Below are 18,434 nucleotides of genomic sequence, written 5' to 3'. Positions count from 1 at the left end.
GAGAGTCCCGCACGGGCGCAACGACATGGCGGGTGGTCAGTCGGTTACCAAAACGGCGCTTGTGGGAAGCGGACTGCTAGTAAGTCTGCCATGAGGGCAGCAAGACTGACGGGTAGCAGCCTGCCCGTCGTGGCCCCAAGTCCGGCGATCGTCCACTATCGGCGTTCGATGAGGCTCACGTGTTCGTTCCGGTCGGAGTGAGGGTCATCGTGGGCTAACGTCGATGATCCTGCCGAGGAAGACGTGGTCGAGACGGTAATGGTTGCGGCCACGGTAGACGAGGCGGCCGGACGTCTCCGGCAGACCGCACGGTGATCGCTGCGGGTCCTCGTCAGGGGTTGATCTGGATGAAGAACCGTTCCTGATCGTGCTGGTCACGTTCTGGGTCCTTGCCCAGATCAATGTCTGGCGACAGGCCGATGTCCCCTTCGCCCAGTGCGGGCCGTCACGCCCGTATTCACCACTGAGGTCGGTCGGGCGAGGCAGGACCTTTAGTCATCGTCGCGGCCGCCGCCGACCGTCGTTTGACCTTTGTTCAGATGGGTGGCCCTCGGCAACTCGAGAGGACTCGTTCCACAAGCTGCCGCGGCCGATATGCCTGCTCGGCGTCAAGTGAGATGGAGGGTGGCTTCGGGGCACGTCGAGCCGAGATGTGCGGTCCGACGCGCCGAGGGGGAGGGAGCGCGCCGGCCCAGACACACCATGCCACAAACCGAACAAATGTTCAGCGTGAGCGCGCACGATACTTACCGGCCTGCCGCCGTCATGGATGTATGACGGCACCGGGGGCCGGCGAACCTGAGACCAGAAACTGCAGGGTGAAACAGGTCGGGAGGTGCCCGGACTAGGAGTGCAGTGCGACTGAGTGTGACGCGAAGTAGCAGGCTATCGACGGATCGGATCGTCGAGCTTGTTTCGGGGGGGGGGGGGAGTGATGGGAACAACGGGACACGGACAAGCGGGTGCGACTACGCTGGCCGCTCGACCGGTTACGCTCGTGTAGTGATCATGGGGTGGCGGTCAGGCCGTAGGGGCGGCTAGCAGGGGAGAAGTCGGGCGACGGGGAGGGCGAGCCGGCGTGTCGTTAAATGTGGCCAAGCTGCGGCAGCAGGCTGGTGAGCTTGATGCTGAGCTGGAGCAGGCCCGGTTTACCGGGCGGTCGGCTGACGGTATCGCGTCGGCGGTGGTGACTGGTCAGGGCAAACTGGTGGATCTGACGATCGCGGACCATGTGATCCGGAGTTCGCATCCACAGCGGCTGGGGCCCGCGGTGCTGGAGGCGGTGTCAGCGGCCCGGCGTGCGGCCGCCCAGGTCGGTGCCGCCAAGGTCCGCGCGGTGGTGCACAAAGATCAGGAGTGGATGCCCGAGCCCGCCCGTGAGCCTGCGGCAACCCAGGGGAACGACGTCGCGCCATCACCTGCTCCCCGAGCCGCGAGGGCGGCTGAGCCGCGTGGAGCGCGTCCCAGTGCCGCGGAGTTCGAGGAGGAGAGTTTCGATCAGCTCGACTTCCTGGACGCTGATCTCGAGGACGAGGGGCGGGATCGCTGGTGAGCTACCAGGACGAGCTGTATCACCTGGCGCGGGAGATCGACGCGACGGTGGCCGCGGTCGAGCAGGCCGCGACAGGTGCGGCGCGAAATCGTGTCACGTGGATGTTGCCGGGGGAGTTGGGGTCGGTGACGGTGACTGGCGCTGGTGAGCTGGTCGATGTGTCGGTGGACGTGGCCGCGATGAAGGACTACAGCACGGCGAGTCTGTCGCGGCAGCTGCTGCTGGGGATCCAGCGGGCGGAGGAGACCGCGGCCCGACGGTTTGAGACGGCGATCGCGGCGGTTCGGGATGAGGAGCGGCTGGTATGAGTCTTCCGGATCCGTTCGACCCCGGTCCCGGTCAGGGCTATCACGTCTACCCGGAGAAGCTGCGAGCTGCGGCCGACACGATCGCGGAGGCGGCGGGACTGCTGCAGAACTTCGCGATCGTGGACTTGGCGAATGTCGCGCTCGGCCCCTACGACTTGGGTTTGCCGGGGACTGCGACGAATCTGATGCCCGGGCTCAACGGTCTGGGGACGGTGGACCGGTACAACGCGGCCATCGACACGATCCAGCGGATCACGGCCGAGAACTCGACCCAGCTCGCCGTGCTGAGCGCGGCGTTGGGCAAGGCCGCGAACCACTACGAGCAGCTGGATCAGGAAGCGTATGAGCGGATGAAGAAGCTGGAGGGTGAGATCAAGTGACCACCTCCGATCCCGGGCAGGCCGCCGCGGAACTCACCACCATGACCTATCCGGAGGCCGCGGACGCGAAGATCCGGGAGTACGCGGACTTGATCGGCGCGCACGGGATCATCGGGCTGCTCGACAAGCTCCGCGTGTTCGTCGCCGGCAACCTGGAAAAGGCGTTGAGACTGGCTGAGGCGTTCGCCAGGGAGAGCAAGCTGAAGGACGCGGCCGACATCGTCAATGACACGAAGCTGTCACTGACGGCCGCGTGGCACGGGGACGCGTTCGACCAGTACTCCATGTATTCCGGGATGGCCGTCGACAGCCTGAACAAGGGCCAGGTCTCCATCACGAGCCTGACCAAAACGGTGAGCACGGTCGCGACGACGGTGATCGACACGTACAAGAACCTGTTGCTCGCATTGGGGAACTGTGCGGCGAACTTGGCGCAGCTGAGCGGGAAGTTCGCGATCGTTCTCGGGTCGTTGGTCGTCCCGCCGCTGGCGGTGTTGTCGGCCAAGGACTTCGTGGACGCGATCAACTCGGCGTTCGAGAAGTTCTGGCGTGACTGCAACACGCTGCTCGCCAGCATGATCACCAACATCGGGGCGCTGGTCGGGAGCGGTCTCGAGCTGACGGTCATCGAGACCACCTTCCCCAAGATCCCGGATGTCGGCACGAGTGCCGAGGTGGTCGGGGAACCCCGTCGCTGGCGGATCAAACCGGGAGCCGATCCTTCGTGACACGTCGTCTCGCCCGAGGACTCGCCCTGCTGATGGCCGGTGGGCTGGCGGTGCTGTCCGGCTGCGGAACGAGCCCGCCGCCTCCGCCGCCGGAACCGTCGGTGCCGGTCCCGCCGATCCCCGCACAGCTGAACGGCAACAAGTTCATCGCCGATCCGTGCTCGGCGATCACCGTGGAGCAGTTGCGGAGCATCGGTTTCGGTGAAGGCAAGCACGAACAGACCCGGCAAGGCCAATGCCTGATCGTGCTCGGCCGCTCGGTTGACGTGACCACATCCTGGTTCCCGCCGCTGCGGGAGAGCATCAGCACCTTGTACAACGACCGCGCTCGAGGCCGCGATACCGGCAACCACTGGGAAGAGCTGACGATCAACGGTTACCCCGCGGTGATCGTGGACGTCGAGGAGAACATCTCAACAAAGAGGGACGAGGGGCCTCTGGCGTGCAGGCTGGTTCTCGGCGTCGATGACAACACGCTGGTACACATCAAGACCAACACCCGGGGAAAGCCGGAAGCGGGTCCCTGGCAGAACGATCCTTGTGGTGCGGTCACGAAGATCGCCGAGTTCGTCATCGACAACCTCCGCGGCTAGACGCGATGGTCCGGCCCTGAACCAGCAAACGGGAGCCGGCTGGGTCCGTGACGATGGGCGGCGAAGCCGCTTGTTGCTTCCGTTGTGACGGACCTGCCAGCATCAGCGTGCTGCCCTCTAGGAACGTCTTACCACCGTGGGCATACGGGTAGCCGGCGAGAGGGAGGTTCCTGCCGCGCAGGTTTACGTCGGTGACGTCTGTGCGCTGGATGGCCAGGCCTGGAGCAGCCATCGCTCGTGCCGATGGTCGAGATCCGGGAAGTCGGCGTGCGCGGTGGGGGCACTGCTGCGGAACGCGCGTAGCTGGAAAGGGCCGGGGATCGGAAGGTCGATGACGACATCCGCCGGCGAGCCGGTGATGGAGCCCAGGACGACGCGACCCGTGTCCACAGTGAAAGCCCCGTCGAACCGATCTTCGAACGGTGACGTGGGCGGCGCGGGTTCTGCTGTCCAGAGCTCGAAGTCCACCACGACATCCGTCATCTCACCCAAGGTGAAGAATTTGCCGCCTCCGTGGCCGCTGACAGCGATAGCCCCATCCCTCGCCGGGGCAAGGTTTGCTGGCCGGGCCTCGGTGGACTCGACGTTGAACAGCATGAACTGGTGATAGTCGATCCAGGGGCTTCCGGTCTCGCGGAGCAGGAGAGCGGCGTCGGTCATCGTGGTCCTCGCTGCGCGTGGGTGATGGTGAGAATATCCACCACCCACGCGAACAAACCTACTTGTAGGCCTCGACGAAGACACTGTCACCGTTGAGGATGTACTCCTCGGCGAGGACCAATCCCCACCGGGCCCGGTCAGTGCCGACGGTGCTTGTGGCCCACGAGTGTCCGCCCTCTGCCCCCTTTTTTTCGCGCGTACGGACGCTGGACACCGACCCGGTCGGACTCCGGTGGCCGCGGCCGACCGGCGTGCGGTCATGAGGTGGTGAGGATGGGTGCGGTGGCTCCGCGGTTCCAGGTGATGGTGCCGTGCTGGAATGTCTGGGTCCATCCGGTGGGGGTGGTTTGTTCGTCGCTGGTGGGGAAGCCGAAGCGTCCTTGTTCCCAGCCGTGTTGTCGCCAGGTTTGCCGGATGGAGCCTTGCACGGTGTGGGCGCGTCCGGTCTGGTCGCTGTAGTAAATAGAGGCGTTGGCCGGGCCGGTGGGGCTGAGGTAGTTGGCTTCGGTGGGCTGGCCGAAGTGCACGTAGGTGCCGGCGCCGTTGGGGCCTGTGGCGTTGGGGGTGGGGGTGGGGGAGAGGTCAGTGAGGGGTTGGCCTTGCCAGGCGGTACGGCCGAGCGTGACCCATTTTTCCCGGATGGGCCCGTACAGTGCGTTCGCGCGGGTGTAGGAAAATTCGAACGGGTAGTTTTCGGGGTTCCAGTAGATGGATCCGCCGTTGCCGCCGCCGGTGGCGGGGTTGCCGGTGAAGTCGGCGTACCAGCCCTCGGTGGGGCCGCCCGCCTGGCTGGTGGTGGGGTAGCCCAGTGGCCCGGCGGCACGACCGAGTTTGAAGTAGCGTTCGAAAATGCCGCCGTAGATCGCGCGGGCCCCGGTGGCGGCGGTGTAGTAGATCGCGCCGCCTTCGTAGAACTGCTCCCAGCCGACGTTGTCGGGGGTTTCAGCGGCGGTCGGGTTGGCGCGGTGTATGCGCATGATGGGCTCACCGAGGTAGAAGTCGGCGAACCCGTCGGCGATGAGTCGTTGCCGTTCGGCGGTGACCGCGGCGTAGCCTCGCGCGGTGGCGGCGCTGATCAGCCGCAGCGCGGACGCGGCTGTCTGTTCTTTGCCGGCCCCGACCGCGGTCCAGCCGCCGAGGTCGATGTCGACGGCGCCGGCGGTTCCGGATTCGTCGATGAGGGTGACGGTGATGGGGTGGGCGTTGTCTCCGGCGAGGAGATACGCGCCGGGGACGTCAATCGCGTACTCGCCGAAGTCGTCGGGGATCTCGAAACACACCGGCCGGCCATCGCCTGCCGAGGACTTCACCCGCACCACGTCGGTGCGCCCGGCGCAGCTCACCGGCTCCAGTGGCACCGGGTCCGCGGCGGCCACAGCCGGCACGCTCAGTCCCAACAGGACACACATGGCGGCCATACCTACCCGAGAGACGCGCGACACCATTTCCCCCTCAGTAATGCAGTCGATCAGGACGACGCTTCAAAGAACACGTACAGCCCGCGAAAATCTGGCCGTACCCACTCGTCACCTTAAGGCGCCATCGATCCATCGAAAGCACGTGTACTTCTGTTACATCCTTCGCCCGATATGCGTCTTTGCTCTCCCGGAGAAGGAGTTAGCCGTTGGGGCGTGGCGGTTTCTGGCGCGAATCGTGAGGTTGATTACAGGCTTTGACCGTTGATCATCGCCTCGCGTACGCTGCGTCAGCCGGACTGGGTGGCCGGAATTACTTCGACGATGGTGTTTCTTAAATCTGCGCGCGGTACGTATTCTGCCGCGCGCAGAAATCGGTGTGTCTGTTTTGAGGGGATGGGGAAATGCGGACATCGTGGATGATTCGTGCCGGGCGCAGACGCGCGGGCACGCATGCCCTGGCCAGCGCTCTGGCGTTGGCGGTCACGGCGGGCTTGGTAGGCGCCCCGCCGGTGTCCGCGGAGCCCGCACCTTCGGCTGGGGCCGCTGTGTCGGATCGGGAGCGGGTGCTCGCGGTGTGGAAGGACGGCGGTCCCGCGGTGCAGATCGCGGCCGGTGCGGCGCTGACGGGCACCGACGCGGAGTTGAAGACGTTCCTGGGCACCGGTCAGGCTGCCGCTGAGCAGCAGGATGCGCGAGGCCAGGTGGAGCAGCTGGCCGCCGGCGGAGGCCCGGTGGTCCGTGAGCGGGCGACGACGGCGTTGGCGGGGTCACCCCAGGATGTCCAGGCGTATCTGGTGTCCGGTTGGCTCGATGCGCATCGGCAGGATCTGCGCAGGCAGGTGGACGAGGTCTGTGCGGCCGCTGCAGTGGGTTCCGAGGTCCGGGCTCGTGCGCAGCGGGCGCTCGACGCGGGCACCGTGGAAGCGCTGAGGCAGTTCGTGGACAGCGGGCGGGCCGGTGCCGAGATCGTGGACATGGAGATCCGGATCGCCCGGATGCTGGATATCGCGCCGAAGGGGTCCGCGGTCTATCAGGCCATCCAGGTCGCGTTGGACGGCACTGTGGAGGAGGAGCGGGATTTCCTGGACTTCGGGTACGCGCTGGCTGTCGCACGGGACAACGAGCTGCTCTCGGTACAGACCCTGGTCGAGCAGGCAGAGCAAGCCCGCCAGCAGGCCGCCGAGGCGACACAGGCTGCCAAGGACGCCTCTGCCCGTGCGATCAGTCTTGCCGAGTCCGCCGCGTGGCACGCGGATCGGGCCGGAGACGCGTCGGGGGCGGCAGGAGAGATGGCCGGACTGGCCGGCGGGCAGGCCGCCCGCGCCGCGGACTTGGCGGGCCGGGCCGCGCAGGCCAGCCAGCAGGCCGTGGCGTCGTCCCGCGCTGCCGCGGCAGCGGCGCGCACCGCGATGTCGGCGGCCTCGAAGGCATCGGCGGCGGCAGCGGTCGCGTCCCGCGCCGCCGGGCAGGCCGCCCGGGCCGCGTCGGCGGCAGCGGGGGACGCGCGCAAGGCAGCCGACGCCCGTGCTGCGGCCCAGGCGGCCCGCGACGCCGCGTCCGGCGCCCGGGTTGCCGCGGACGCCGGTCGGGCCGCCGGGGCGGCGGCGGTCCAGGCAGGCATCGCCGCGTCCGCCGCTGCCGGGGCCGGTGAGAAAGCCGCCGCCGCGGCGGCGTTGGCGGCGAAGGCGGCACGCGCGGCCGGCACGGCCAGCGCGCACTACCGTCAGGCAGCACGAGCCGCCGCGCGGGCACAAGCCGAGGCAACACATTCCCGGGCCGCGGCGAACACCGCGACGAACCTGGCCGCACAGTCCAATTACGCCGCCCAAGAGGCCGCGAACAGCGCTGTCTACGCCGCCAGCAACGCCGAGGCAGCAGCGAGCTTGGCCGAGACCGCGGCCGACATGGCCGGGCGTTCCGCGACCGCGGCCCAGGACACCGTCACCGCTGCGAAAGCCGCCACCACCGCGGCCGACGCGGCACGCGCGGCGGCGGACAAGGCCCAGACGATCGCCGACAACACCCGCCAGGCCGAGACCGAGCTACTGGCCGCCGCACACGAGCACAAACTCGCCCTCGCCCGCGCCGCATCCGACCTGCCAGACCCCGGTCATCCCGACGAGCCCGCCAACGACCAACCCACGACGGGGGCTGAAACCAGCCGGTGGGACCCGGTCACCCAGGAGCGGCTCGCCGCGGCGCGCGATCCGCGCACCGCGCCGGCGGCGCGGGCCGGGCTGGCACGTCAGGTGGCGCTGCGATTGGCCGGTAACCCCACCACCGGGCCGTGGACCCAAGCGGTCGCCGAAGCCGCGCTGGCCGGTGACGACGCCGCCGCCGAAGGATTCGTGCGGGCCGGGCTCGACGCCGCGGCGGAGGCGGACGACCGGGACCGGATCGCCGCCCTGGCCGATCCGGTGACCGTCATGCCCGACTCCGGGAATCCCGCGAAGCTCCGCGCGGCGGCCACGACCGCGGCCGCCGGTACGATCGAGCAGATCCGCGGATTCCTCGCCGAACCCACGTATCCCGGCCGTGACGCCGACGACCAAGCCGCTGCCCGGGCGGTCCTCGACACCGCCCGCACCGCGGGGCAACAGCACCTCATCGACGCCGCGACCACAGCACTGGCCGGGACACCGGCTGATGTGCGGGCTCTGCTGGCCCGTACCCAGGCCTACCGGCAGCAACGCGACGACGTCCTGGCCGTCGCCCAGGCCGAGGCTCAGGCTCGTACGAACAAACAGGTGAACCTGGCCAACGCCGCGGAGGAAGCCCTGGCCGGGCCTGCCGCCGGGATCCGGGACTTCCTCGACCGCGGCCAGTACCTGGCTCTCGCCAGAGACCAGGTCGCCGCCGCTCACGTCGCGAGCGTCGAGCACGTCCTCACTCTCGCCCGCGAGGCCGCCGCGCTCGCCGCCGGCGAAGCCGCCGACGCCTGGACCGCCGTCGCCCCGGCGCTGGCCGCCGCGAACAAGGCCGCGGAGCAGGCGGCACGAGCCCGTGGCTACGCCGACAAGGCTGCCGGCTACAGCGCCCAAGCCCGCGCCGCGGCCCAGCGCGCCGCCGACTCCGCCACCCAGGCCGCGGCGTCATCACAGAAAGCCCGAGCCGCCGCCGACCAAGCCGGACACTCCCAGGACACCGCCACGGCCGCGATGCAGCGCGCCTATCGCTGGGCAGTCACCGCCAACACAGCGGCGCAGCGGGCCGCTATCTCGGCATCACGCGCGGCCGCAGCGGCGGCCGATGCTGCCAGCGACGCGGCCCTGGCCCGGGACGCCGCAGACACCGCCTACCGCACCTATCTCGCCAAACTCGCCGCCGAAACACGCCTCAACAGGGCCAATCCCGACGAGCACGACACCACCGAGAGCGGCGCCAGTACCGCCGACGACCTCACCCGGCCCGCCCTCGGCCACGACCTGTCCGACGAACGCTACGAAGCACTCCGCGGCCTCGGCTACGCCGGCTCCCGCCACTTCACCTGGCAAGAAGCCCTCGACTTCGCCGCACGCGGCCCCTGGCCCCAAGCCGAAGTCTGCTTCGCCCTCGGCGGCACCACCGACGAATGCCGCCCCAACGGCCCCCTCGGAGGCTTCGCCGGGTTCATCTACGACGTCTTCCTCTCCGACATCAAGGCATGCGCACTCCTCGAAGCCAAAGCCTGCACCGCCATGGCCGCCGGTGCCGCCGGACGCGCCGCCAAAATCATCCGCGAAGCAGGCAAAGTCGGCGAAGGAGCCGGCCGCGTCCTCCTGCCCAAGATCGGCGAGAAACCACGCAAAGTCGTCAACACCGACGTGAGGCATCTCGGCGAAGACAAGCGTTATGAACGCGGAGGATTCGCGGACGAGAAGTCAGCACGAGAAGCCGTACAGGGACTCGGGAAGTCCATCGAACGTAACGGCATCCCCAAGGGAACCATTCCCGACACGGCCCGCACTGACCGGCTGCTGGTGCCTCTGAACGACAAGGCCTACGCTGTCTATCAGATCAAGCCAAACGGCAACGCCGTCTTCAAGACCATCCTGGAAAAGAGAGGGTAAGTGACCGCAGAGCAGAGCGAGTCGCCGGTTGCGGCGTTCTGGCGGTTCGACACCGATGACGAACGGCGCATCGTGCGCGATGTGCTGTATCGCCGGTTCCCTCGGTTGACCAGCGTTCTAGTCGACTGCTTTACCGCTGTGTCCACATATGACATCGCACACCCAGGAAACCCCGACGGTGACAATGATGTCGTCATCGAGACACTCACGCTGTTCGGAGATGTCAACGGGAATCTCGGGCGAGTGTCCGCCGGGCGGCTGAACGACACCCTCGCCGAAGGCGCGGCGCGCAGTCTCGGCCATGCAACCGACCTCGGGCACGTGCGGGAAGCAATTCAGCTGGTCAGCGCGAAATCCGCGACGATCGACTGGGAAGCCCTCGTCTGGGTCGAGGCGACCGATTTCGACGGATCTGTAATTCCTGAAGAAATCCGCCCGCTCAGCGCACCCTTTTGGACGTTGCAGACAACACGTGAGCGCACGACCGTCAATACGGTGTTAGCGCGACGGTTCCCGCAGACATCGGCAGTTCTGTCAAGCTGTCTCGAGGAAGCTGATACTCAAGACATCGTGTATCCCGACCAGAGTCCCGAATACACGGAAGTGGTGCGCGAGGTACTTACGCTATTGTCCGACGTCTACGCCGATCTCAGCCGTGTCACGCCGGTACGACTTGAGAATGTCCTCTATGAAGCACTCGCACGGTGCTTCGGCGAAGCACCCGAGGAGCACCGAGTGCCTCACGCGGTCAACCTCATCGCCGAGCACGTCAACTTCCGTAGCAGCTGACCAACGATGCCAGGGTCTGTCGGTTGAGCATGGCGGGCTCGCGCTCCGCCGAGCCATCAACAGAAGGTCGACTACAGGCGGCATAGACATGATCGCTGGTCGGACGGCCGCTGGGTGCAGACGTGCTAGCCGGTCACGAAGAACGGTGGCTCTGCTGACCTGGGTGCTGGCTCCACGTTCGGTGAAGCCAGCACCCAGGGTGTTACGGAGTTGTGCTGACCTGGATGGTGGTCCAGCGTTGGTTGGGATTGCCGAGGTCGGCCCACTGGCCTACGAGGGTCGAGTTGGCAGTGCCGTTACCGAGTGCTTCGGCGACTTTGGAGGAGTAGACGCTGCGGAGGCGAAGGTGCCGTTCGCAGCGGTGGTGAACTCCCAATGCTGGTTGACACCGTCGTGGCAGGTGTACTGGACGATCTGTGGGCCATCGACGACCTCCACGGCTAGCCGAGAAGCCATTGGCCCGGCTGAATCGATGATGCCGGAACACAACGCAAGCCGACTGCCATCACCTGCCTGCTCTGGTCAGGGCATGCGCCATCTGCTTGATCGCGTGCCCGACATGAGCTTCGCCCCACCATGGGAACCCTTGTCGACAACCCCGCCAGCAACGGATACGGATTCAAAGGATGCGCGTTCCTGGTTCGGGATTCGGCCCAGATAGACGCCAACACACCCTTCGGCCGGTCCGCGTTCCAGGAAGGCGTGGGCGAATGTGCTCGGGTGCTGACATGCGGGGGCCGCGACAGCCTCGACGTAATCTCGGGCCTCTTGCGCACTGAGGTCGGGGGCGGATGCTCGCACGAGCCGGAGCGCGTCGAACCGCCGGCCGCGGTCGGTCAGCTCGATGATGCGTGTTCGCAGCGGATCGTGACGTTCGATCCCGCGGACTTGCTCGAGGTACTCCGCGATCCACTCGCCCTGCTCGAGATCAGCGGTTGCGTGCAGTCCATGGAGACTGCCGTCCACCGCGTCGACAAGGAACGGTCCGTGGCCCACCACTGCGTCCGTGATCTCACCGGAGCGCAGGTAGCGCTCGCTCTGGCTATGCACCACCCAGCCAAGCCGGTGCGGGCTGACTTTTATGATCACCATGTCTGGTCCGTGCACCGCCCACCCGGACACATGCCGCTCTACGATCTCGACAGCCCATTCCTTGGACACCACGACACCAGGCTAGAGGACACTGCGCGCGGATAGTGCGAGGAGCTCGGCAAGCAGGATGCGTTCCGACGCCGCGAGATGAATGGTTCACGGTCCCCAAAGTCCTCGTCATGATGACACCGGGATGGCGCGCATGTGGTGCTGCCCTGCTTCCTGTGGGGTTAGTGGGCGCGCCAGAGTGCGCCGGTGTTGTCGGTGGCTTTTAGGAGTTCGTCCTGGCGCGGTGTTGCCGGCCAGATTTGGATCAGGTGGTGCTCCTGCGGGTCGTCGGGGCCGCGGTCTTCGCCGGCGTCGCGGTGGCGCACTGAGTCCCGTACGCGGTAGTTGCCGTCTGGGGCTAGGGGCAGTGCGATGGGGATGTCGACGGCGCCGTCGGCTTCGGTCCCGCAGACCGCGATCGGGCCAGCTGGCCAGATGACCGAGACTTCGGCCACGTCCTCCCAGGTTTCAAGGTCGGGCTCCGGCGGCCCGTCCCAGGTCTCGGTGGTGACGGTGATGCCGCCGAGGTGGACGCCGCACGTGACCGCGACAAACCCCGGGGCTGTGGCGAGAAGTCCTGTGACTCGTGGGGAGGGCAGGGCGCCGACGTGGTAGAGCGGGCTCTGCGGATCGTTGCGGTCTCCGAGGGAGAAAGTGTTGTCCTCGATGGTCAAGGCGCCGGTAGTGCGATCGAGCAGCGTGACAGTCATCGGTCTCTATTCCTTGTGCGGGAACGTGACAGGGGTGAGACCGCGGTGCGGCCCCACCCCATCGAACTGGATAGCTAGGTTATCCCGGGCACTTCACGAACGCCCGGGTCTTCTCGGCGATCTCCTGTTCGGTGATCCCGGCGGGCAGGACAACGTTCACCCAGAATTTGTCCTTGTCCAGCACGCGGTTGGCGGCGTACCAGGGGCGGCGGTAGCGGCTGCCCTCGAGGCTGTTCTGGGTCGCGGGCACCATGTAGCAGGAGTGATCCGGGTTGAGCGAACCTCCCTGGTAGGTGCTGGCGAAGGGGTACTCGTCGCACGATTTCCCTACCGGGCGCGGGATGCTCGACGGGCAGGCGGCGTTCCGGTTGGCGGTGATCAACGCGCTGTCCATGGTGCGCGTGAGCTCGGGCCCGAATCCTTTCCTGCCCCACTTGCCGGCGAGGTTGCGTTGTGCCCACTGGATGTGCCAGGCCACCTGGGCGGTGTCGTTGTTGAGGGTGGATACGTCGTAGGTCGGGGTGAACTGGGCATACACGCATCCGCCGGTGTTGGGCCCGACGTTCGGGGTGCTGTCGCAGCGCACGTCGACGGCTGTGCCGATCTCCTCACGCAACGGTCCGCCAATCGAAGGCGACACGGATTGGAAGGTGAAGACGGGCAGCACTTTCAGCTGTTCCAGGTTAGAGCCTGCCGACGTGACCTGGTAGTCGAAGTCCACAGCGACATTGAACGGCAGACTCTTGGTCGCCGACGCTGTGGTGGTGCACCCGCTCGAGCACGTCGCGGTCGCGTAGGCGACGGTTCCAAGTTTGGCGGCACCTTCCGCGATCATCACGGTCGCGTTGATCCGCTGCGTCCACGTCCTGGTCCGCACGTCCAGGGTCACCAGGGACCGGACAGCCATGTCCCCGAAGCCGGCCTCTTTGCCGGTCTGCAGGTCGATGAGCTTGTAGGCGACCTCCTCGAACAGACAGGACTCCGTCCGGTTGAAGAACAACTGATCCTTCGCGGTGCACACCACAGCGGCAGGCACGGCGAGCTGCCGCTGTAAAGCCTCCCTCCGGCGCGTCTGATCGGGAAGGCTCTCGGGACTCGTCAGGCAAGCCACAGTCCCACGCCGACCCGCGTCGATCTGCAGGTTCGCGCAATCCGGCCCCGTCTGACTCACAATCTGCCGTGCCTTACCGGAGCTTGCCCCGCCAGCCGTGTCAGCGGATGCCGTGGTGCCGCTCAAGGCGGCTCCGATTACCGATATCGCTGCGATCAGCGTGAAAAATCTTCGCGACCGATGCTGTTTAGTCACACAATGGCCCTTCTAGTCGAAGTTGCTAGTAAGTGACGGAGTTGCGCTTGACCTGTGTTATGGGCAGAACTCAGGGGCGTCTTGTGTCGCCGTGCGCCGGTCCGGGCGGTCAACCACTTGCTTAGATTCGTGGCCCCGCGCACGGATATGCGGATTCGTCCGAAATTGCTCATTCAAGCGACGTCAAAATGCTTTTGGTTGGCGGCTGGAGCGACCATCTCAGCTCCGCGCGTGATCCACGACTTCACTATGTGCCGTACGCGGGAACCTGTCACTGCGCGATGCGGCTGCGCTGCCCTGGTATCCCTGAACTGACGGCCTAAAGTTAGTCGAAGGAAAGCGAATATGTGTGCGATTCACGCGACGAGATCGCGACGGCTGCGCCCCGCATCCTGCGCAGTTTGAGCAGGTTGAACCAATAGTGCCTCGTTGACCCCCCTTGGCTCAAGAATCACTGTGACTTGTCTACCAATCACAATGTTGCGCTGTCAAGGTTTTGCAAACATGGTGGAACTACGGAGTGGAGAAGTGCGGATTCCCCATTCTGGTCTCATTGGTAAACAGAAATCTGCAGGTTCGCTCCCTGTGGATGTGTGAGTGTGGCGTGTCTTGAGATGAACGGGTTTGGCTACCCGATCGCGGTCCCGGTCTGCGGAAGATGCTGTCACTTTGTGGTGACGGCGGTTGACCTGCGGGCTGGTGCCTTGGATTTTCAGGCAAACTCGTCTGAGCGGTGGGCGAGGGGAGAGCGGCGATGGGAACGGAGCGGGTGTCGCGGCATCACTTGATCGTGGTGGCGGATGTGGAAGGGTTTGGTGACCTGCGGCGAACGGAGCCGCATCAGCGGGCTGTGCGTGAAGGTCTCTACGACGTGGTGCGGGCGGCGTTCGGTGCGGCCGGGGTCGAGTGGGACGAGTGCTATCACGAGGATCGCGGTGACGCTGTGTTTGTGCTTGTTCCAGCTGGTGCGGAAAAACAGGTGTTTGTGGAGACGGCGTTGCCGACGTTGGTGGCGCGTCTGCGGGTGCACAACGATAGTCGGCCACAAGCGCAGCAGATTCGATTGCGGATGGCCTTGCACGCCGGAGAGGTCGGCTACGACTCCCACGGCGTCACGTCAAGGTCTCTGACGTTGGCGTTCAGGTTGTGCGACGCGCCGCAGCTGAAAGCGGCGCTGGCCGCCTCGCCTGGGGTGCTGGCGGTGATCGCGTCGGACTGGCTGTTCGACGACGTCGTCCGTCACATCCCCGCGGCAGCGCCTACGGCCTGGCGGCCCGTCACAGTCGCGGTCAAGGAGACCACCACAACCGGATGGATTACGCTGCCTGACCATCCATATCGGCCTGAGCCTCTGCCGGTATCGGCGGGTGAGGGGGTGCCAAGCAGTAGCTACCTGCGTGCGGGCCAGCCTGAAGCTGTTCCGCGGCAGTTGCCTGCGGCAGTACACGACTTCACTGGCCGCGCCGAGCATCTGGCAGCGCTCGACGCGCTCATCCCGCCCGATCCCGGTCAGGACGGGCAGGGCGATTCGCGTGTCCGGTCGGTCGTGATCACGGCAGTCGACGGCGCCGGCGGTATCGGCAAAACCACCCTGGCGCTGTACTGGGCGCACCGAGCGCAGAACAAGTTCCCCGACGGCACCTTGCATGTGAATCTGCGCGGATATGGTCCTGGGGTTCCAGCGACTCCCGCCGAGGCACTGGGTGGATTCTTGAGGGCGCTGGGTATTGCGCCACGCGCCATACCTGCAGACGTCGAGACGCAGGCCGCGATGCTGCGCTCGCACCTTGCAGGGAAACGGGTGCTCATGGTCCTGGACAACGCCAGTGGGGCCGAGCAGATCCGGCCTCTGCTGCCCGGCACACCCGGCTGCATGGTGGTGGTGACAAGTAGGGATAGCCTCACCGGTCTGGTCGTCACCGACGCGGCCCACCGTCTGACGTTGGATCTACTCACCCTTCCTGAAGCTCACGAGTTGGTCGCCGGCATCCTCGGTTCCGACCGAGTCGACGCCGAACCAGTTGCCGTCGCCGAACTGATCCGCCTGTGTGCCCGGCTACCGCTTGCACTCCGCATCGCGGCCAGCCGCGCAGCAGCCCGACCGCGCCTGGCCGTGGCCGACGTCGTCGCCGAGCTCGCTGACGACCGGATCCGGCTGGACATTCTGAGCGAGGCCGGCGACGAACGGGCCGCAGTCCGTGCCGTCTTCGACTGGTCCTATCAACAGCTCCCCGTGGCCCAGGCCCGCGTATTTCGCTGCCTCGGGCTCCACCCCGGCCCCGACCTATCACTCCCTGCGGCCGCCGCGCTCGCAGATCTATCGCCGGCTGGCACCCGCCCGCTACTGGCTGGGCTCGAGTGCGCCCACCTGATCGAACTCACGGCAGGTGGTCGCTACCGATTCCACGACCTGCTGCGGGCCTACGCCGCAGACCAAGCACGACGTCATGACACCGCAGAACAGCGTGACCAAGCGATGGAGTCGCTGCTGACCTGGTACACCCACGCCACTCGTACCGCCGACCACCATCTCTACACCGTGTTCGCGCAGGTACCGGCGAGAGTGGCCGAACCGGCCTTTCCGCACGTCTTCGCCGGGCCCGACGAGGCCTGGGCATGGCTCACTGCCGAACGTGCCAATATTCAAGCCGTGCTGCGGCACGCCACCGAACATGGGCTGGACTACCACACGATCCCTCTGACTTACGCCTGCCGCTTCCTCAACTCCGCAGGTAGTCGGCAAGAGCAGCTTGAGGTTTACAGTTTGGGAGTCATCGCCGCATGCCGGACCGGCAACGCGACCCAACAGGCAATGCTCCTCCTCGCCCGCGGCGAGTCGGCGTCCCGACTGGGTCGGTGGACCCAAGCCCGAGGTGATCTCGACCGCGCGCAAGCCTTGATCGAGCGCCTGGACAACGTCACCTTGCGGGTCTTTGCCCTCAACGCTGAGAGCGTATTGTTGCTGCGTCAACGCCAGTTCGAGAGAGCGCTAGTGCACCTCGACACGGCGCTGCCGCTGAGCCGGGGGATCGATTCCGGACGGTGGGAAGCCGTGGTGGAAGGCAACCTCAGCGAAGCAAACTTCGGACTTGGTCGCTACCAGCGCTCTCTCGAGCACGGTGAACGTGGCCTGCGCCTGCGCCGACAGGCCCAGGACCTCAGTGGCGAAGCCGGGGCGCTAACGCTGCTCGCGCGTACCTGGCACGCGCTGCACGACACCCGCAAGGCGATCGAGTTATGCCAGCAAGCGATAGCGATTGGCCGCCGCACGCTCATTATCCGGTACGAGACCCTAGCGGAACCACTGGATGTCCTCGCGATCTGCCAGCACCACCTCGGCCATACCATCGATGCCATCAAATGCTGGCAAGAAGCCGCCACTATCTACGACGACTCAGGTCACGCACGCAAAGCCGCCGAGGTCCGGCAGCGCCTGCACCAGGCTCAGGCCGCACTCTGAACCCGACTACTTGCGACCTTGAGTCCTCGTGACACAGGAATCTTCGCAGGATGCGCCCCGACGGCAGCGCCCACGTCGGCAACCCGCTGGTTAAGAGTCGGCACCTGGGCGTGCCGGACGGTGTCGAGTAATGCCGGACAAGACCTTTTCGTCTGGTCGTGGGTCAGCTGCTGTGTCGGGGTGTGTCGTCTGGTGTCGGACTGTTTCAGACCTCTCGGGCGCGTCTCGGGCTCGCAGATGTCGGGTTCTGTCGCTTGGTCCAGCCGCCTTGGAGGCGTGGGTTGCTGGGTGGTGTGGACGATGACGACGGAGGATCGGCGCGATCCGGTTGTGTCGGCTGTGAGCACGATGGTGGGGATCGTGGTCGGGCTGACGTTCTTGTTCGGGTTCGGCAATGTCTTCGCGCTCGCTCTCCGGCTCGGTGTTCCGGTGTGGGTTGCACCGTTGGTTGCACCCGCGGTGGACCTGACGGTAGTGGCGTTGCTGGTGGCGATCCGCCGCCTCTCGGCGCATGGAGCGGCTCCTGAGGTTCAGCGTTCGGCAAGACGGCTTCTTGTCCTCGCCAGCGCGGTGACGTTGGCGTTGAACGTGGCAGAGCCCGTCATTGCTGGAGAGATCGGTAAGGCGCTATTCGATGCGGTGGGACCGGTGTTGCTGATCGGTTGGTCCGAGGTCGCGCCGGGCCTGCTGCAAGCGCTCGCCGACCTTCGCCAGAGTGTGGAACCTCCTGCCGATTCGGCGCCCCTGACCGCGATGGCGGAACGTGAATCGAAGGTGTCGAACGTGGTCAACACTGGCTTGGACGGCGATTTGGTCGAGCGGGCGAAGCATATGGACGCCCGGCATCGGGAGTTGCACCAGCGACCGATCTCGGCCGAAGGGCTTCGTAAGGCTTTGGGCGTCGGAGCGGAGCGTTCCCGCTCACTCACACGCCTGGTCCGGTCGGAATGGCGCGATCAGTTGGCTGTGAACTCGGAGTCCGCTTCGTAGCTGAGCTCGGGAGGGTATGTCCTGCAGTGCTTCGTGGGGCCGTTGACCCAGCAAGGCCACCACCGGAAGCCTTGGAGGTCGAGTCGCTCCTCCAACGCGTCGACGACTGGATGCGGCCAGTTGATGACCACCTGGCGCACCCGCTCGTCGAGCGTCATTTGCTGCTCTGGGTGCATGTAGGACAGGCGCTGGCGGCCCTCGTAGTACTCCAGAAGCCGCCACAGCTCCGGCAGCTCGTAGTTATGCGCCAGGGCAAGCCGGTTGATCCACTGCTGATCGATCGAGGACGGCACGTCGCCGATTGCCACGGCCACCTCCCGGAGTCGGGTCCGGCCCATGGTAGAAGCGTTG

The 18,434-nt window shown here is 66.2% G+C and carries 16 protein-coding genes; 9 read left to right on the top strand and 7 right to left on the bottom strand.

Annotated features, from left to right (window positions below; all coding sequences use genetic code 11):
• Positions 1-1,090 precede the first annotated feature (1,090 nt).
• The 5 genes from AORI_RS63650 to AORI_RS63630 are packed head-to-tail and all read left to right on the top strand — an operon-like array spanning position 1,091 to position 3,561.
• Positions 1,091-1,552 (top strand): YbaB/EbfC family nucleoid-associated protein, encoded by a 462-nt coding sequence (locus AORI_RS63650; RefSeq protein ID WP_016334868.1) that lies wholly within the window; start codon positions 1,091-1,093, stop codon positions 1,550-1,552.
• Positions 1,549-1,860: a hypothetical protein gene (locus AORI_RS63645; protein ID WP_016334867.1), complete on the top strand. Its 312-nt coding sequence runs from the start codon at positions 1,549-1,551 to the stop codon at positions 1,858-1,860. The genes AORI_RS63650 and AORI_RS63645 overlap by 4 nt, the downstream gene beginning before the upstream one ends.
• Positions 1,857-2,240, top strand: coding sequence for a hypothetical protein (locus tag AORI_RS63640; protein ID WP_016334866.1), 384 nt, complete (start codon positions 1,857-1,859; stop codon positions 2,238-2,240). The genes AORI_RS63645 and AORI_RS63640 overlap by 4 nt, the downstream gene beginning before the upstream one ends.
• Positions 2,237-2,968, top strand: a complete 732-nt coding sequence (locus AORI_RS63635; protein ID WP_016334865.1) for a hypothetical protein — start codon at positions 2,237-2,239, stop codon at positions 2,966-2,968. The genes AORI_RS63640 and AORI_RS63635 overlap by 4 nt, the downstream gene beginning before the upstream one ends.
• The gene (locus tag AORI_RS63630; RefSeq protein WP_123798477.1) at positions 2,965-3,561 is read left to right on the top strand and encodes a DUF3558 domain-containing protein; all 597 of its coding nucleotides are present in this window, start codon (positions 2,965-2,967) and stop codon (positions 3,559-3,561) included. Before AORI_RS63635 ends, AORI_RS63630 begins: the two co-directional genes overlap by 4 nt.
• Before the next feature lie 183 nt (positions 3,562-3,744).
• On the opposite strand, the gene AORI_RS63625 is transcribed toward AORI_RS63630, so the two are convergent.
• A complete protein-coding gene (locus AORI_RS63625) occupies positions 3,745-4,221 on the bottom strand; it encodes a hypothetical protein (RefSeq protein ID WP_016334863.1) in 477 nt (158 codons plus the stop codon).
• 257 nt (positions 4,222-4,478) lie between these two features.
• Positions 4,479-5,597 carry an LGFP repeat-containing protein gene (locus AORI_RS63620; protein WP_228688158.1) on the bottom strand — a complete coding sequence of 373 codons (1,119 nt, stop codon included), beginning with the start codon at positions 5,595-5,597 and terminating at the stop codon, positions 4,479-4,481.
• Between the two features lie 587 nt (positions 5,598-6,184).
• On the opposite strand from AORI_RS63620, the gene AORI_RS63615 reads away from it, so the two are divergent.
• Positions 6,185-9,688, top strand: coding sequence for an ALF repeat-containing protein (locus tag AORI_RS63615; protein ID WP_016334861.1), 3,504 nt, complete (start codon positions 6,185-6,187; stop codon positions 9,686-9,688).
• On the top strand, positions 9,689-10,477 hold the full coding sequence (locus AORI_RS63610; protein ID WP_016334860.1) for a hypothetical protein: 789 nt from the start codon (positions 9,689-9,691) through the stop codon (positions 10,475-10,477).
• Positions 10,478-10,679: 202 nt separating this feature from the next.
• On the opposite strand, the gene AORI_RS84790 is transcribed toward AORI_RS63610, so the two are convergent.
• The 4 genes from AORI_RS84790 to AORI_RS63595 form a co-directional block, all read right to left on the bottom strand.
• Positions 10,680-10,964, bottom strand: a complete 285-nt coding sequence (locus AORI_RS84790) for an RICIN domain-containing protein (protein WP_123798475.1) — start codon at positions 10,962-10,964, stop codon at positions 10,680-10,682.
• A gap of 35 nt (positions 10,965-10,999) precedes the next feature.
• Complete coding sequence (locus AORI_RS82955; protein ID WP_123798473.1) at positions 11,000-11,641, bottom strand: YrhB domain-containing protein; 642 nt, start codon at positions 11,639-11,641, stop codon at positions 11,000-11,002.
• Positions 11,642-11,799: 158 nt separating this feature from the next.
• Positions 11,800-12,327 carry a hypothetical protein gene (locus tag AORI_RS63600; protein ID WP_016334858.1) on the bottom strand — a complete coding sequence of 176 codons (528 nt, stop codon included), beginning with the start codon at positions 12,325-12,327 and terminating at the stop codon, positions 11,800-11,802.
• Between the two features lie 79 nt (positions 12,328-12,406).
• Entirely contained in the window at positions 12,407-13,564 is a 1,158-nt protein-coding gene (locus AORI_RS63595; RefSeq protein WP_123798471.1) for a NucA/NucB deoxyribonuclease domain-containing protein, read from the bottom strand.
• 823 nt (positions 13,565-14,387) lie between these two features.
• Between AORI_RS63595 and AORI_RS63590 the strand changes: the two genes are divergently transcribed.
• Positions 14,388-17,093 (top strand): ATP-binding protein, encoded by a 2,706-nt coding sequence (locus AORI_RS63590; protein WP_016334856.1) that lies wholly within the window; start codon positions 14,388-14,390, stop codon positions 17,091-17,093.
• A 300-nt stretch (positions 17,094-17,393) separates the two neighbouring features.
• On the top strand, positions 17,394-18,083 hold the full coding sequence (locus AORI_RS63585; protein WP_016334855.1) for a hypothetical protein: 690 nt from the start codon (positions 17,394-17,396) through the stop codon (positions 18,081-18,083).
• On the opposite strand, the gene AORI_RS63580 is transcribed toward AORI_RS63585, so the two are convergent.
• On the bottom strand, positions 18,050-18,391 hold the full coding sequence (locus AORI_RS63580; protein ID WP_016334854.1) for a hypothetical protein: 342 nt from the start codon (positions 18,389-18,391) through the stop codon (positions 18,050-18,052). The two genes, AORI_RS63585 and AORI_RS63580, sit on opposite strands and share 34 nt — an antisense overlap.
• Positions 18,392-18,434 lie beyond the last annotated feature (43 nt).

The organism is Amycolatopsis keratiniphila, from assembly GCF_000400635.2.
Taxonomy (GTDB): domain Bacteria; phylum Actinomycetota; class Actinomycetes; order Mycobacteriales; family Pseudonocardiaceae; genus Amycolatopsis; species Amycolatopsis keratiniphila.
The sequence above is the reverse complement of the archived record's forward strand: the minus strand, read 5'-3'. Positions and strand labels throughout refer to the sequence as shown.

Excerpts from the sequence above, each read along its gene's own strand:
- AORI_RS63640 (WP_016334866.1), top strand. The coding sequence starts at position 1,857 with ATGAGTCTTCCGGATCCGTTCGACCCCGGTCCCGGTCAGGGCTATCAC.
- AORI_RS63625 (WP_016334863.1), bottom strand. The coding sequence starts at position 4,221 with ATGACCGACGCCGCTCTCCTGCTCCGCGAGACCGGAAGCCCCTGGATC.
- AORI_RS63600 (WP_016334858.1), bottom strand. The coding sequence starts at position 12,327 with ATGACTGTCACGCTGCTCGATCGCACTACCGGCGCCTTGACCATCGAG.
- AORI_RS63590 (WP_016334856.1), top strand. The coding sequence starts at position 14,388 with ATGGGAACGGAGCGGGTGTCGCGGCATCACTTGATCGTGGTGGCGGAT.
- AORI_RS63585 (WP_016334855.1), top strand. The coding sequence starts at position 17,394 with ATGACGACGGAGGATCGGCGCGATCCGGTTGTGTCGGCTGTGAGCACG.